Below are 14,117 nucleotides of genomic sequence, written 5' to 3'. Positions count from 1 at the left end.
TTCAGACTCAAGAAAACGGTTCCTGAAACGTATCAAGACGCTGTATATTCGTCAATAGTTTTCACCATGAACTATTTAGGTCGCCCAAAGGAGCACGCTTTGACCCACCACTTGGACCATATCCAGATCCGGGACCCCTACGTGGTTACACTTCCGGAATCCGGGCAATACCTGCTCTTCGGAAGCACCGACAAGAACATCTGGTCGGGGCCTGCCACTGGATTCGACTGCTATCGGAGCAGTGACCTGTTGCTGTGGGAGGGCCCTATTGAGGCCTTTCGCCCACCGGACGGGTTCTGGAGCCAGGAACAGTATTGGGCGCCTGAGGTGCATGAGTATCAAGGTCGCTACTTCATGTTTGCGACGTTTACCGCTCCTGGACGCTCGCGGGGAACGCAGGTACTTTCTGCCGCCAAGCCGGAAGGTCCCTACGAACCGTGGAGCGATGGTCCCGTCACTCCACGTGATTGGGAGTGCCTGGACGGTACGCTTCACGTTGACCATGAAGGCGCACCATGGATGGTTTTCTGCCACGAGTGGAAACAGGTCCAGGACGGCACCATCATGGCCCAGCGCCTCAGCCCGGATTTGCGGCACGCCGTAGGCGAGCCAATCTTCCTGTTCAGCGCGTCCCAAGCACCGTGGACCCGCGCTCTGGATGTCCCGTCAGCCCGGGACAAGGAGTTCCCCGTGTATGTCACTGACGGGCCGTTCCTCTTCAGGCTTGGTAGCGGCAAGCTCATCATGCTGTGGTCCAGCTTTGGTGACCAGGGCTATTCCATGGGTATTGCCAGGAGCGAATCCGGCACAGTGCTGGGACCCTGGACCCAGGAAACTGAGCCACTGTGGGGCATCGATGGCGGGCATGGCATGATCGGCCGGGCCTTGGACGGCAGCCTGTTCCTCACCCTTCATCAGCCCAATAACAGCCCTCACGAACGGGCGGCCATTTTCCCGCTCCGTGAGCTCAAGGACACCGTGGCCCTGGCTTCAGCTCAGCCCGCGCTCGTTGGCCCCGCCATCGATCGCAAGGCTCTGGTCCAGCGACACAACGTGCGGCAGCAGAATTTGGACCCGCGAAGCCCGGTGTCGGTGGGTAACGGAGAATTCGCCTTCACCGTGGACCTCACCGGGCTTCAGTCGTTCCCCAACCACTACCCCGTGGGAGCACGTGATGACTTGCCCCCGGGAACGCTTCTAGGGACGCAGTCACAGTGGGGCTGGCACTCGATTCCCGCACCACAGCCCTACGACCTCGCCGGCTCAACCGTCCTCTACGATTCACCCCGTGGCCCGGTCCCCTACGTGGACATGGTGGGAGACATCGTGAACGACCGTGAAACGGACACCTCCCTGGCCGAAACGTGGCTCCGGGCGAACGTGCACCGGCTGGATTTGGGGAGTATCGGTTTCCGTTGGGTGGAAGACGGCGTGGAACGTCACCTCATGCCAGCGGACATCGCTGACGCTGAACAAACGCTCGACCTCTGGACCGGCGTAGTAACCAGCCGCTTCACGCTGGCGGGTCATCCCGTCACAGTGACGACGGCGTGCCACCCCGACCGGGATGAGCTCGGCATTCGCGTGGAGTCGCCAGCACTTGCTGCCGGCTTAGTTATAGGTGTCGACTTTCCCTACGGGTCCGAGGGATGGCATGACGCCGCGGACTGGAAGCACCCGGAGTCCCACACCACCTCCCTCGAAGGCCCGAAGCTCCCCACACACGGGCATGACGGTGCCGCAGCGTGGACAGCTCAACGCGAGCTGGACGATTCCCGCTACCAGGTGGTCATCACAGGTCGCGAGTTGACAGTAGAACAGGCCGCGCAGCACCGGCTCCGGGTTTCACCCGCCTCAGCCGTCACCACCATGGACGTCACAATTGCTTTCCTGTCCGTCGGGGACGGCGACTGCATCCCCCGAGGCAACAACAGGCTCGCCGGACCCACGCCGGGAGTAAGCATGGACGCCCAAGCCGGTTCCGGCGTCGGACGTTCTCCTGCGCTCGGTGTGGCGGAAGCGTCCGCAGCCTATTGGCCTGTTTTCTGGTCGTCAGGAGGGGCGATCGAGCTTAATGCCACGGATGATCCCAGGGCCAAGGAATTGGAACGGAGGATCGTGTTGTCGCAATACCTGACCGCGATCAATTGCTCGGGTTCGTTGCCACCGCAGGAGACCGGGCTGGTCTGCAATTCGTGGCGCGGCCGCTTCCACCTGGAGATGCACTGGTGGCATGCTGCGCACTTTGCGCAGTGGAATCGTGTAGAACTGCTCCTGCCGTCATTGCGGTGGTACTCCACAGTGCTGGAGACGTCGCGGCAGACGGCGAAAGCGCAAGGATTCGACGGCGTTCGCTGGCCGAAGCAGGTAGGACCGGATGGGCGGGAAAGCCCGAGCCCCATCGGAACCTTCCTGATCTGGCAGCAGCCCCACCCCATCCACCTGGCCGAACTGGTGTACCGCGCCAATCCGAGTCGGGAAGTGTTGGAGGAATTCGCGGAGATCGTCTTCGAATCGGCCGGGTTCATGGCCAGCTTCGCGCATCCCACGTCGCGGGGGTTTGAGCTGGGCCCTCCCCTGATTCCGGCGCAGGAGAGCTACGGCTCACTACGGGCCAAGGTCACTAATCCCACGTTCGAACTGGCGTACTGGCAGTGGGGCCTACGGACTGCTACTGCCTGGCGGGAACGGCTGGGTTTGGAACCAGTACAGGCATGGGGGGACGTGGCGGATGGCCTGGTGCAACCACATGTGGTTGATGGCGTATACGCGGCCATCGACGTCGAACCGTTCACCATACGCACGGACCATCCATCCATGCTGTGTGCCCTGGGAGTCCTCCCCCAGACTGATCTCATTGATCCGGCCATCATGAGAGCAACCCTTTCAGACGTCCTGGCAGACTGGGACTGGGGCAGCACCTGGGGTTGGGACTACCCCGTGATGGCCATGACGGCCGCACGACTCGAGGACCCGGAGGCCGCTGTCGATGCGCTCCTCCTGAGCGCGGGCAAAAATACCGTCCTCCCCAACGGGCACAACCGGCAGACGGACTCCCTCCCGCTGTACCTGCCAGGCAATGGTGGCCTTCTGGCCGCTGTCGCGCTGATGGCCGCAGGCTGGGACAACGGACCGGACCGGCACGCGCCCGGATTCCCGGCCGACTGGGCCGTTGCATGGGAGGGGCTGGTCAAGGCGCCTTAGCATCGCCGCAGCTGGATAGTGTCACTACGGGATATCACCGCAAAGGGACCTCGCCTGTTAACCGCGGCGGGGTCCCACCGCGGCTCCGACCAAGGCACCAAGGCCAACTCCAATGAGGATGCCCAGAAAGGGCGAATTGAAGACCAACTGACCAACCACAAGTCCCCCTGCAGCCCCGAGCAGACAGGCGATCCACAGTTGGTTGTTCACGGCGGCCTCCGGATAAAACTGTCAGGTGCGGGGCGCCACGCGACGCGAACCGAGGACTTTCTTACGGGGGGACTCCCCCGATGCCGTGTCAGCCTCGCGAATAGCAGACCACGACGCCGAGACGAGATACACCTGGCTCACCAGATTGAACCAGATCAGCAGCCCGATAATGATGGCAAACGATGCCAGGACCGGATTGTTGCCGGACCGGGCCAGAAGTTCGGTGCTGAAGAACTGCAGGATCGTGGTCCCTATGCCCGCCAGCACCACGCCTTCCAGGAATGCGCGGCGCCCCAGCTTCAGGCCACCCGCAATGCGGAACAGCACTGCCGCCGTCGCGCAGTTCAACAGAAGGGGGACCACGATCTTGACGGTCGCCGCTATGGGCTCGACAACGCCCTCATCAAGCTTGAGCAAAGCAATAAGCCAGTCCGCTGCGGTCCCAAAGACGAGCGAGACGCCTGCGCTGATCACAAGGATGACGCCGAGGAGCAGCAGGGTGCCGGCGTCGATGAGCTTTTGAAGGATCGGGTTGCGTACCAAGGGGTCAGCGTTCATCACCCCCCGGAGGCCTTCCCTGATGCTGGCGATCCAGCCCAGGGAAACAAACACCGTGACAATCGCTGCGATGAGGGCCGTCCACCCAAGTCCCGACGGGTTGAGCAGGGATTGTGGATCCACCAGCCCTTCGCCGCCATCCACTTGAAGGAGCCCGGGGGCAGCCGCGGCCACACTGTCGATCACGGCATCCTGCAGCGCGGGGTTACCGCCCAACACGATGCCTGCGATGGCGAAGCCGGTTGTGAGCAGACCCGTCACGGAGAAGAACATGTTGAAGCCGATACCGGCGCTCAGCAACGGCCCGTGCTGCCGGGTGTAGTGCTGGAAGGAACGCATGGCCCGGTTGGTATTCAGCCTGGCGAGGATGAGTGCAAAGAATGCACCAACCTTTTTCGGCAAGCCCTCGCCGGCGCGCTTCGCATGGCCCCAATCCTGCCGCTTGCGGAGAAGCTGGAGTTTGAGTTTCGCCAGCTCAGTTGGCAGCGGAGGAACGTCCGCCTCTGCGGCTTGCATCCGCTTGCTGTGCTTCGTCAGTATCGCCGCCAAAGTCGAGCTCTTCCCGTAGCTGCCAAATTCCATTGGTGTCGTGCTCGTAAAGTCCCATGCTAACCACAGGGAAGGTCGCCCGGTAATCCCTGAGAACCGTTTCGGCCTCATCGAGGTTTTCCTGGGCGACATCGTGCGCAACGGTGACGTGCGGGTGGTACGGGAACGGCAACATCCGTTCGAGTGGGCCGGTTTGAAGTTTCTCGTGCAGTTGCACGCACTCTTCAAAGCCTTCCTCCACATTGACGAACACAACCGGCGAGACGGGACGGAAAGAACCCGTGCCGGAAATGGTGATTTCGAAAGGTTCCTGGGTCCTTGCGACTTCCCTGACGTGCTCCCGGGTGGCGGCCCAGTCCTGGGTGGGTGTGGTGGTGATCAGGGTGATGTGGGCAGGGATGACCTCGGCCATCGGATCTCCGAAGGAGGCCCTCCATTCCTGGAGTTCTCGGGCGATCTCCGGCGGGAAACCGAGGATCACTCCGACGCACATGGTGTCTCCAGCGCCGCAATCGGTGCCGGAAACAGCGGGCTGGCGGGAGTCGTCCGGACCGGCACCCTGTCGGGTGCCGGTCTTGACGTTGAGCTGGCCAGCGGAGCACATGGACTTAGCGGACTCCCTGGTTTCCGTGGGAGGCATCGCCGCGGTAGGGCAGGAAACCAACCTTGGAGTAGACGTCCGCGAGGGTTGCGGCCGCAATTTCACGTGCCTTGTCCGCGCCGAGGGCCAGGAGCCGGTCGAGTTCTGCGGGGTCGGCCAGGAGTTCGTTGGCACGTTCCCGGATGGGTGCCAGGTGGCCGGACACGAGTTCGGCCAAGTCGACCTTCAAGTGGCCGTACATCTTCCCCTCATAGTCAGCCACGATCTTATCCACCGGCGTACCGCTGATGGCCGAGTAGATGGTCAGCAGGTTGGATACGCCCGGCTTGTTCTCGCGGTCGTAGCGGATCTCGGTTTCGGTGTCCGTAACCGCAGACTTAATCCGCTTGGCCACCGTCTTTGGGTCATCCAGCAGATTGATCAGTCCGGCCGGTGATTCCGCCGACTTGGACATCTTGGCGGTCGGGTTCTGGAGATCGTAGATCTTTGCCGATTCCTTCTGAATGAAGGCCTCAGGCACTTGGAACGTCTCGCCGAACCGGCTGTTAAAACGGTTGGCGAGGTCGCGGCTCAATTCCACGTGCTGGCGCTGGTCTTCACCCACCGGCACGCCGTGCGGCTGGTACAGCAGGATGTCAGCGGCCTGCAGGATGGGGTACGTGAACAGGCCAACGCTGGCGTGGTCCGAACCCTGCTTCTGTGCCTTGTCCTTGAACTGGGTCATGCGGGCGGCTTCGCCCATTCCCGTGATGCAGTTCAGGACCCATGCCAACTGGGCGTGCTCGGGAACCTGGGACTGGACGAAAAGCGTGCACTTGTTCACGTCCACGCCGCCGGCGATGTACTGGGCGGCCGTAACCCTGGTCCGCCGGGCCAGTTCCGCCGGATCCTGCGGCACGGTGATGGCGTGCAGGTCAGGAATGAAGTACACGGCGTCGTACTCGTCCTGCATCCGGACCCAGTTGACCAGGGCGCCGAGGTAGTTGCCAAGGTGCAGGGAATCGGCGGAGGGCTGCATGCCGGACAGGACCCGGTGCTTGGCGCCAACGGCAAGCTTGGTTGACGTTACGGGCTTCGGTGCGATCGCAGCATCAGCCGCTGCGCCGGTTTCAGTCGTGGTGGAACTAGTCATGGAGCAATACCTTAGGAAGCTTAGAGCCGGTAGTCGACTACCAGCGGTGCATGGTCAGAGAAGCGGGTGTCCCACGAAGGCGCCCGGTCCACCACAGCCGAGAAAGCGGCAGCTGCGAGGTCCGGGGTGGCCAGGTGGTAGTCGATGCGCCAGCCTGTGTCAGTGTCAAAGGCCTTACCGCGCTGGGACCACCAGGTGTAGGGGCCGGCGACATTACCTGCCAGGCCCCTGTGGACATCCCTCCATCCGATTTCTTCGCCGAGGAAGCGGTCAAAGTATGCTCGCTCCTCCGGGAGGAAGCCGGCACGCTTGACGTTGCCCTTCCAGTTCTTGATGTCGAGTTCAGTGTGTCCGACGTTGAGGTCGCCAACCACCAAAGCATGGTCGCTGTGTTTCGCGAGCTCAGGCAGGCGGACGGTCATGGCATCGAGGAAGCGGAACTTGTCGTCCTGCTTGGGGGTTCCGACCTCTCCGGAGTGCACGTAAGCACTGACAACGGTGAGGGTGGTAGGGTCACCGGCTGTGTTCCTGACGGTGTAGTCCGCTTCAACCCAGCGCCCGGACTTATCGAAGTAGTCGTCGCCAACGCCAACGCGAGTGGCCGTGGGCTCCTCGCGGGATGCAATGGCCACACCGGCGCGGCCCTTGGCCTCAGCCTCAGTGTGGAGGATGTGCCAGCCTTCGCCGATCAGCTTCCTGACGATGTCGTCAGGGGCGCGCACTTCCTGCAGGCAGAGAATGTCTACCTCGCGTGGCTCCAGCCATTCCGCCATGCCGTTCTTGTAGGCAGCCCGCAGGCCATTGACGTTAACTGATGCGATGCGAAGGAAGTCCTTCTTCAATGCCGTACTCACCCGGTCCACTCTAGTCGATGATGGTGCCGGCCACGGGCTCGTCCGAGCCACCTGAAGACTTGATCATGTCCCGCGCATTCGTGGCCGTAATGGCGATGGTTTCGAGCGCCCGGTTGATGGTGTCCTGGTTGGCCGTTGCGCCCTTGGCGCGTTCCTCGTCCACCACACGGACCTGCACCTGGACAATCTTGAAGGAGTGGTCCAGCTTAAGGTCGCGCACTTCATCGGCTTTGCTGCGCTCGGCAACTATGCGCGTGCCACCGCTGTCAGCAGCGGACGACGACGGCGCGCGGCCGGCTGCGGCGTTGAACGCATTTTGCGCTTCGCTCAGTTTGGCACCGGCCCGCTGCGCGGCCTTGCGGATGCTCAGCACCACGAACGTTGCAAGGGCAAGCCACCCGAAAGCGACCACGGCAACAACCCAGCCCACAACATCGTTCTGGTTGGCCGCAAAGATGACGGCTACCAGGAAAGCGATGATGACGACTGTCATCCCCAGGCCGCCGATGCGGAAGCCCTTGAACATGCCTTTACCGGCGGGGGACGTGGACGGGTGCGGGTCACCAAGAGATTGCATGAACCCATTCTCTCAAATGCGGAAAGGTGCCCCGTCCGCTTCCACGGACGGCGAACATGCCACGCTAGGATCCGCGCCTCTGCTGATTCCGGGTCTTGCCCGGCGACGTGGATTTGCGGTGCAGGAACCGCGCCGCCAGCAGAACCGGGTCCGACTCCGGCTTACCCTCCATGACTTCGCAGAGTCGCTCAACCAGCGCGGCGGCCGCGGCAGGAATATCCACGTCAAGGGCCGAAATCGGGGGCTTGTGCTGCCGCGAGTGTTCAGAGTCCGAGCCCGTGCACACCAGCAGGTCCCCCGGGATACGGACTCCACGTTCCTGCATGGCCTGGGCTGCCCCGCTGGCGTGCCTACCCGTTAAGCAAAAAACTGCGCCGGGCAGGCCGTCGCCCAAAATCCTGGCGCCCACTTGCCGACCACCCTCCACGCCGTCCCGTTCCGGTACGTGATAAATCCGGGGCTCCTTTCCGGTTTCCAGGCACCAGGCAACGTAGGCGGCCTCGCAATCGAAGTTCCAGGCGTTCCTGTCCGTCCCGCCCACGTAAGCGATGGATCCAGCGCCCGCGGCTGCCAGGTGGTCCAGGACGACTCGTGTGGACGCTGCGTCGTCGTGAGCGACCCAGTTCCGGAAGTCGGGGCGGCCCGGATCGCGATCCCAGGTCACATACGGAATTCCACGCTTCTCCAGCAAAGCCACCACTGGGTCATCCAAATGCGGGGCGAAAACTATGTAACCGTCCAGGGACATGGAAAACGGGGGAAGCGGTCCACGGCTCAAGTCGGGGACGAGCATCAGACCCAGATTCCGATTCAGCGTCTCGGCGGCGGCTGCTCCCGCGAGTTTCATGAAGACGTCCACGCCATTGGGACCATAGTTGCCCAAGCTGTCCAAGGAGCGGAATACCAGCCCGATCGCATTCATCTTGGAACTTCGAAGCCCCCGTGCCATGGCGTCTGCAACGTAACCCATCTCCGAGGCGACGGCGCGAACCCGTTCCCGGGTGGCCTCGCTGATGTTGCCCTTGCCATTGAGGGAGTGCGACACCGTGGTGATCGACACTCCGGCTTTCCGCGCTACGTCCCAGATCGTCGCGCCGTGTTGTTGTTCGCGGGCCATGGGCCTCCTGCATTCGCCTCCGAGGGATCTCATCAGACCCGGTTTCCGAAATTAACGATAAATCTCGCGGACCAGCTACACAAAAACGTTTTTCTTCCGTACTTTGAGCGTCACAAGTGATCCACCTCATCCAAGAGCCCACCCGCACTCAGACGGGGATGGCTCTCCCTCAAGGAGACCTATGCAGCTTCACCGCCACACATCCGCCGCGCCCGATCCCCGCGAGCGCGGCCTCGACATCGGCCGCACCTGGGAGGCTCAAACACGCAATACCGCCAAGCTCTACTTTGACTTCTTCGCCACGCTTGGCATCGCACCGCAGAAAGTCCGGGACATTGCGGAGCAGAGCCATGCAGCCCTCCACGCCTGGTGCCCGGCACTGGCAGAGGAAGCCGAGGGCTGGGCCAACGGCGCCGGACTCGAGACCTGGGAGCTGGGTGTGGTCAACGCACGCACTGAGATTCTTGCGGCCGCACCCCGGAAGGTCGCCTCCCATGAATGCTCGACGGCGGTCTACGCACCAGCCCGGGCTTCGGCGCCGGAAACCATTCAGACCTGGGACTGGCATGACCACCTCGCCCCCGACGGACTCTTGCTCGAGGTAACCCCGTCCTCCGGTCGGACCACCAAGACGTTCACGGAGTTCGGGACGCTGGGCAAGATCGGTGTCAACAGTGAGGGCCTCGGCCTGCATTTCAACATCCTTGCCCACTCCAGGGATGATGACTCCGCTGGAGTTCCGGTCCACGCAATCGCCCGCCGCATCCTCGATGAGGCCTCGACCATCGACCAAGCTATCGACATCGCGTCCTCAGCAAGAGTGAGCGCCTCTACCGTTTTCACTGTTTTCACAGCTACCGCTTCCGGCACCAGTACCCCGCGCCTGGCCGCCAGCATCGAGGTCTCTCCCGCCGGCACCGCCGTCGTGGATGCCGGCAGCGACGGCTGGCTGCTCCATACGAACCACTTCCTGGACCCCGTCCTCGCGGAAGAGGACACAATCGACGACGGCGCGTTGTCGCCCCAGCGCCTGGCCCACCTTGGGCGCGTGAGGACGGAGCTCGCAGGCCTGGGCATCGCGGACCGGGCCAAGCAGTTCTGCTCGTCAGAGGGAGCTTCATCCGTGGTCTGTTTCCATCCTGACGCCTCGGCGCCGCGACACGAGCAGTGGCAGACGCTGCTGACCATCAGCGTCGATGGCGGTGACTGCTCCCTCGCTTACGCAGCTGCCAACCCCGCCGACGCCGCACGCGATGGCTTCCTGATCTTCTAAGCCCGACCAGCCTCAAGGCCCCAACAAAACAACCAACGAAAGGCACTTCCTTGCCGCAATCCCTTCAGCCCAATGTTGCGCTGGAACCACAAGGTCCGTCGTCCAAGCGCCCCATCTCAGCTGCCCGTACTTTCTTCGTCTCCTGTTTTGGAACCGCACTGGAGTTTTATGACTTCACCATCTACGGATTGGCTGCAGCCTTGGTGTTTCCGCAGCTCTTCTTCCCCAACCTTGATCCTCTGACCGGAACATTGGTGGCGTTCGCTTCCTTCGGTGCCGGATTCCTGGCCCGGCCCTTGGGCGGTATCGTCCTGGGCCACTTCGGCGACCGTCTCGGCCGGCGCAGGATCCTGATCCTCACGCTCATCCTGATGGGTGGGAGCACCTTCCTGATCGGCTGCCTGCCTAGTGCGGATTCGATCGGCGCCACGGCCCCTATGCTGCTCATCGCATTGCGTCTGGTTCAAGGATTCTCTGCCGGCGGTGAATGGGGAGGCGCTGCCTTGTTGGGAATCGAGGCGGCACCGGCGGGTCGCCGAGGACTGTGGGGAAGCTTCACCAGCATGGGCATCGGGTTGGGCGTGCTGATGGGTTCCGGCGTTTTTACGCTCACTGACGCCGTCGCGGGCGGCGAAGTGGCCAGCTTCGCTTGGCGGGTACCCTTCTGGATCGGCGGCCTGCTGGTACTGGCTGGCCTTATTGCCCGGCTGACCCTCCCCCAGGACGAACGCCCTTCCGGCACCCGGGCACCCCGGATTCCACTGTTGGCAGTCCTCAAGTCGCATCCGCGGCAGATCCTGATGTCGATCGGCGTCAGCTACGGCTACAACACCTTCACCTACATCGCCACGGTGTTCCTCATGTCGTACGTGCTCCAGCGCGGCTATTCCGACAGTGAATCACTTCAGTTCCAGCTGTGGGGTGCCCTGGCCAGCGTCATCTCCGCACCTCTCGCGGCGATACTTTCCGACAGGATCGGCCGTAAGCCGGTGATGATTGGTGGTTCGGTGATGCTCATCATCTACTTCCTGGCGTTCTTCCCGGCCATCGAGACACACACCGGCTGGCTTGCCCTCCTCATGTTCACGCTCGGCGGCGCGCTGAACACTGTTCCGCAGGGCCCGTTGCCGGCATTCCTTGGCGAACAGTTCCCGGCAGCTTCCCGCTACTCGGCCATTTCGGCCAGCTATCAAATCGGCTCAGCCCTGGGAGGCGGCACGGCAGCCACTGTGGCCACGGCATTGCTGATCGCCACGCATGGCGACCCGATCGGCGTCGTGATTTACACAGTCTCCGCGCTGGCAGTCATGGGACTGTGCTCCTGGGGCCTGCGCGACAACGCAAAGCTGACCATGGCTGAGATCGAGACGGCCTAGGACCTGTGCGGGCTGCGCCGGCTGGTCCTACTTCAGGAACAGCTGGCGCAGCCTTGCGGTGGTCAGCATGATCCCGAGCGCGATCATCACAACGTAGTAACCCACGTGGATGGCAGTGGCCGGGCTGAACGAGCCCACGCTGATCTGGCGCAGGAGTTCCACCCCGTGCCACAGGGGCATGGCCTGGATGAACCACTGGATGACCTGCGGGTAGACGCTGAGCGGGTAGAACGTGGGGCTGAACAGGAACATGGGCAGCAGGAAGAAGTTGATCCAGTCCATCTGCTGGAAGGTCTTCATGAAGCTGGTGATGCCCATCCCAAAGCTCGCAAAACCGAACGCGATCAGCACCGAAGCAGGAATGACCAGGACGGCCCACCAACTGGTGAGCAGTCCCATTACCCCCATGACAGCGGTGAATCCCGTGGCGTACAGCAGGCCCCGAAGGAGTGCCAGGAAGATCTCTCCGATCGCCACGTCCAACGGCCCCAAGGATGTGTAGAGCATCCCTTGGTACAGCTTGGCGAAATTCATCTTGAAGAAGACGTTCCACGTGGAATCATAAATTGCTCCGTTCATGGCCGAGACCGCCAGGAGTGCCGGCGCAATGTACGCCGCATAGCTGATTTCCTCGCCGCCTGGACCCTGGACAGTGCCCACTATGGAGCCCATGCCCACGCCCATGGCCAGCAGGAACAGCACAGGCTCGAAGAACCCCGACACCATCACCAGCCACGTGCTGCTCCTGGCAGCCATCAGCCCACGGCCCACCACTGCCTTGGCGTTGCGGGAGTAGAGGGAACCGAACTTGCGCTCACGGGCAAGATCCGTGGCGCTGTGGCCACCTGTCAGGACACTCAAGAGCCCATCCTTTTCACGAACTGGCGGCGGACAAGTATCCAGCCAACAGTGGCGGTCGCCAGCAGGAACACCACGTGGGTGATGGTCAGCAACGGATTTTGGTCCATCCCGTAGGTGAAGACCCGACCCAACTCAGTTCCGTGCCACACCGGTGATATCCAACCGATCCAACGAACTGCGATCGGCAGCGAATCCAGCGGGAAGAACGTCCCGGAGAACAGGAAGAGCGGCATGACGATGAATCGCTGCACCAATGCGAACTGCCCCTTGTCCTGCTTGATGCTGGCGGCATAGGCCATCAGCGGCAAGCCGAAGGAGAGCGCCGCGACCGTGGCCACGATGGCCGAGACCCAGCCCCATGGACTCGGCGAAGCGCCAAACATGGCCACCACCACGAAATAGACCAACGACTGCAACAGGAAGCGCAGGGAACTGGCCATGACGTGGCCGCTGGCGATCTGCTGCGGTGTCAGCGGCGAGGCATGCGGACCATAAAACACGCGGCGCCATTTGAAGCCGTCCATAATGGGGTACGAGAACTCCCCCGACGCCGTCATCACCGCCGCGGAGACCAGCAGCGCCGGCGCCACGAACTCGAGGTAGCTGACACCGCCAAACTCTGCTGCGCTGTTGGCGTCCACCAGGCTGGCCAAGCCGACTCCCATGGCAAACAAGTACGCCACCGGCTGCCCCACGCTGTACAGGATCACGGACCAGCCGTAGTTCCGCATGACACGGAGCACCTGCTCAGCGTAGAAGAAGGAACCCCAGCGACGCGCCCTGGCGGCCGAAACCTCAGGCGAGTGGGCCCGCAACGGCTGCTCCGCCGTCGTGCGTGGTTTGTTCACCGACTCAGTCAACGAGGCTCCTGCCGGTAAGCCGCAGGAACACATCTTCCAGCGACGAGCGACGCACCAACGAGGTCATGGGGTGCAGCCCGCGGGCAGTGACCTGCTCCAGCGCGGCCTCACCGTCGTGCGCGTAGATGAGCACACGGTCCGGCAGTGTCTCCAGCCGCTCACCAATGCCTTGAAGCTCGACGCCGATGCTCGCGTTCCGCTCGGACCCGAACCTGAGCTCCAGTACTTCGCGCGACGAGTGTTCGCGAATCAGGGCCGCGGGCGATCCTTCGGCCATGATCTTGCCCTTGTCCACCACGATCAGGCGGTCGCAGAGTTGCTCAGCCTCGTCCATGTAGTGCGTAGTGAGGATGAGGGTTACGCCGCTTTCCTTAAGCCGGAACAGGCGGTCCCAGAGAATGTGGCGCGCCTGCGGATCCAGGCCGGTGGTGGGCTCGTCGAGGAGCAGGATCCGGGGGCTCATTGATGAGCGACCGGGCTATTGTGAGCCGTCGCTTCATGCCTCCGGAGAGCGCGTCCACCTTGGAATTGGCCTTGTCCGTTAGCTGAGCGAATTCCAGCAGCTCATCAGCCTTCGGCCGGAGGCTGCTCAGGGGCAGGCCAAAATAGCGCCCGTAGACGATCAGGTTCTCGCGAACCTTGAGCTCTTCATCCAGGTTGTCCTGTTGTGGGACCACACCCAGATGCGCTCTTACTTCGGGGCCGTGGGATTCCGGGTCCAAGCCCATGATGCTGAGCGTGCCCGAGGTGCGTTGGGATACGCCGCCGATCATTTTCATGGTGGTTGACTTGCCGGCACCGTTGGGGCCCAGCAGCCCGAAAGACTCCCCCGCCGGTACGTCGAAGGAGATGTTGTCCACGGCGGTGAGGTCACCATAGGCCTTGGTGAGGTTCCGCGCGCTGATGACGGATGGTCGGTTCATGTCGAAGCCGGATTGCGACGAT

12 protein-coding genes and 1 pseudogene are annotated in these 14,117 nt (G+C 62.6%); 3 read left to right on the top strand and 10 right to left on the bottom strand.

Features of this window, described 5'->3' with window-relative positions; all coding sequences use genetic code 11:
• The first annotated feature begins 99 nt into the window (after positions 1-99).
• Entirely contained in the window at positions 100-3,204 is a 3,105-nt protein-coding gene (locus tag ACNAOT_RS06490) for a glycoside hydrolase family 43 protein (RefSeq protein WP_420180468.1), read from the top strand.
• 57 nt (positions 3,205-3,261) lie between these two features.
• On the opposite strand, the gene ACNAOT_RS06485 is transcribed toward ACNAOT_RS06490, so the two are convergent.
• From ACNAOT_RS06485 to ACNAOT_RS06455, 7 genes are all read right to left on the bottom strand, one after another.
• The gene (locus ACNAOT_RS06485) at positions 3,262-3,414 is read right to left on the bottom strand and encodes a hypothetical protein (protein ID WP_420180467.1); all 153 of its coding nucleotides are present in this window, start codon (positions 3,412-3,414) and stop codon (positions 3,262-3,264) included.
• A 21-nt stretch (positions 3,415-3,435) separates the two neighbouring features.
• The gene (locus ACNAOT_RS06480; protein WP_420181132.1) at positions 3,436-4,521 is read right to left on the bottom strand and encodes a YihY/virulence factor BrkB family protein; all 1,086 of its coding nucleotides are present in this window, start codon (positions 4,519-4,521) and stop codon (positions 3,436-3,438) included.
• Positions 4,448-5,125: a 2'-5' RNA ligase family protein gene (locus tag ACNAOT_RS06475; protein WP_420180466.1), complete on the bottom strand. Its 678-nt coding sequence runs from the start codon at positions 5,123-5,125 to the stop codon at positions 4,448-4,450. The genes ACNAOT_RS06480 and ACNAOT_RS06475 overlap by 74 nt, the downstream gene beginning before the upstream one ends.
• Before the next feature lie 4 nt (positions 5,126-5,129).
• On the bottom strand, positions 5,130-6,254 hold the full coding sequence (gene trpS, locus ACNAOT_RS06470) for a tryptophan--tRNA ligase (protein WP_420180464.1): 1,125 nt from the start codon (positions 6,252-6,254) through the stop codon (positions 5,130-5,132).
• A gap of 20 nt (positions 6,255-6,274) precedes the next feature.
• On the bottom strand, positions 6,275-7,108 hold the full coding sequence (locus ACNAOT_RS06465; protein WP_178997816.1) for an exodeoxyribonuclease III: 834 nt from the start codon (positions 7,106-7,108) through the stop codon (positions 6,275-6,277).
• Between the two features lie 10 nt (positions 7,109-7,118).
• Positions 7,119-7,685 (bottom strand): hypothetical protein, encoded by a 567-nt coding sequence (locus ACNAOT_RS06460; RefSeq protein ID WP_091466044.1) that lies wholly within the window; start codon positions 7,683-7,685, stop codon positions 7,119-7,121.
• 64 nt (positions 7,686-7,749) lie between these two features.
• On the bottom strand, positions 7,750-8,802 hold the full coding sequence (locus tag ACNAOT_RS06455) for a LacI family DNA-binding transcriptional regulator (protein ID WP_420180463.1): 1,053 nt from the start codon (positions 8,800-8,802) through the stop codon (positions 7,750-7,752).
• A gap of 181 nt (positions 8,803-8,983) precedes the next feature.
• On the opposite strand from ACNAOT_RS06455, the gene ACNAOT_RS06450 reads away from it, so the two are divergent.
• Both ACNAOT_RS06450 and ACNAOT_RS06445 read left to right on the top strand, forming a co-directional pair.
• Positions 8,984-10,075 carry a C45 family autoproteolytic acyltransferase/hydolase gene (locus tag ACNAOT_RS06450; RefSeq protein ID WP_420180462.1) on the top strand — a complete coding sequence of 364 codons (1,092 nt, stop codon included), beginning with the start codon at positions 8,984-8,986 and terminating at the stop codon, positions 10,073-10,075.
• 50 nt (positions 10,076-10,125) lie between these two features.
• A complete protein-coding gene (locus ACNAOT_RS06445) occupies positions 10,126-11,451 on the top strand; it encodes an MFS transporter (protein WP_420180461.1) in 1,326 nt (441 codons plus the stop codon).
• 27 nt (positions 11,452-11,478) lie between these two features.
• Here the strand turns inward: ACNAOT_RS06445 and ACNAOT_RS06440 are convergent, their stop codons facing one another.
• From ACNAOT_RS06440 to ACNAOT_RS06430, 3 genes and pseudogenes are all read right to left on the bottom strand, one after another.
• Entirely contained in the window at positions 11,479-12,312 is an 834-nt protein-coding gene (locus ACNAOT_RS06440; RefSeq protein ID WP_420180460.1) for an ABC transporter permease, read from the bottom strand.
• Positions 12,309-13,205, bottom strand: a complete 897-nt coding sequence (locus ACNAOT_RS06435; RefSeq protein WP_420180459.1) for an ABC transporter permease — start codon at positions 13,203-13,205, stop codon at positions 12,309-12,311. The genes ACNAOT_RS06440 and ACNAOT_RS06435 overlap by 4 nt, the downstream gene beginning before the upstream one ends.
• A pseudogene (locus ACNAOT_RS06430) lies at positions 13,165-14,095 on the bottom strand (ABC transporter ATP-binding protein). Before ACNAOT_RS06430 ends, ACNAOT_RS06435 begins: the two are co-directional and overlap by 41 nt.
• Positions 14,096-14,117 lie beyond the last annotated feature (22 nt).

This window comes from Paenarthrobacter sp. TA1.8, assembly GCF_048595705.1.
GTDB lineage: Bacteria > Actinomycetota > Actinomycetes > Actinomycetales > Micrococcaceae > Arthrobacter > Arthrobacter nitroguajacolicus.
Note: the sequence above shows the minus strand (reverse complement) of the source record. Positions and strands in the feature narration are given on the sequence as shown.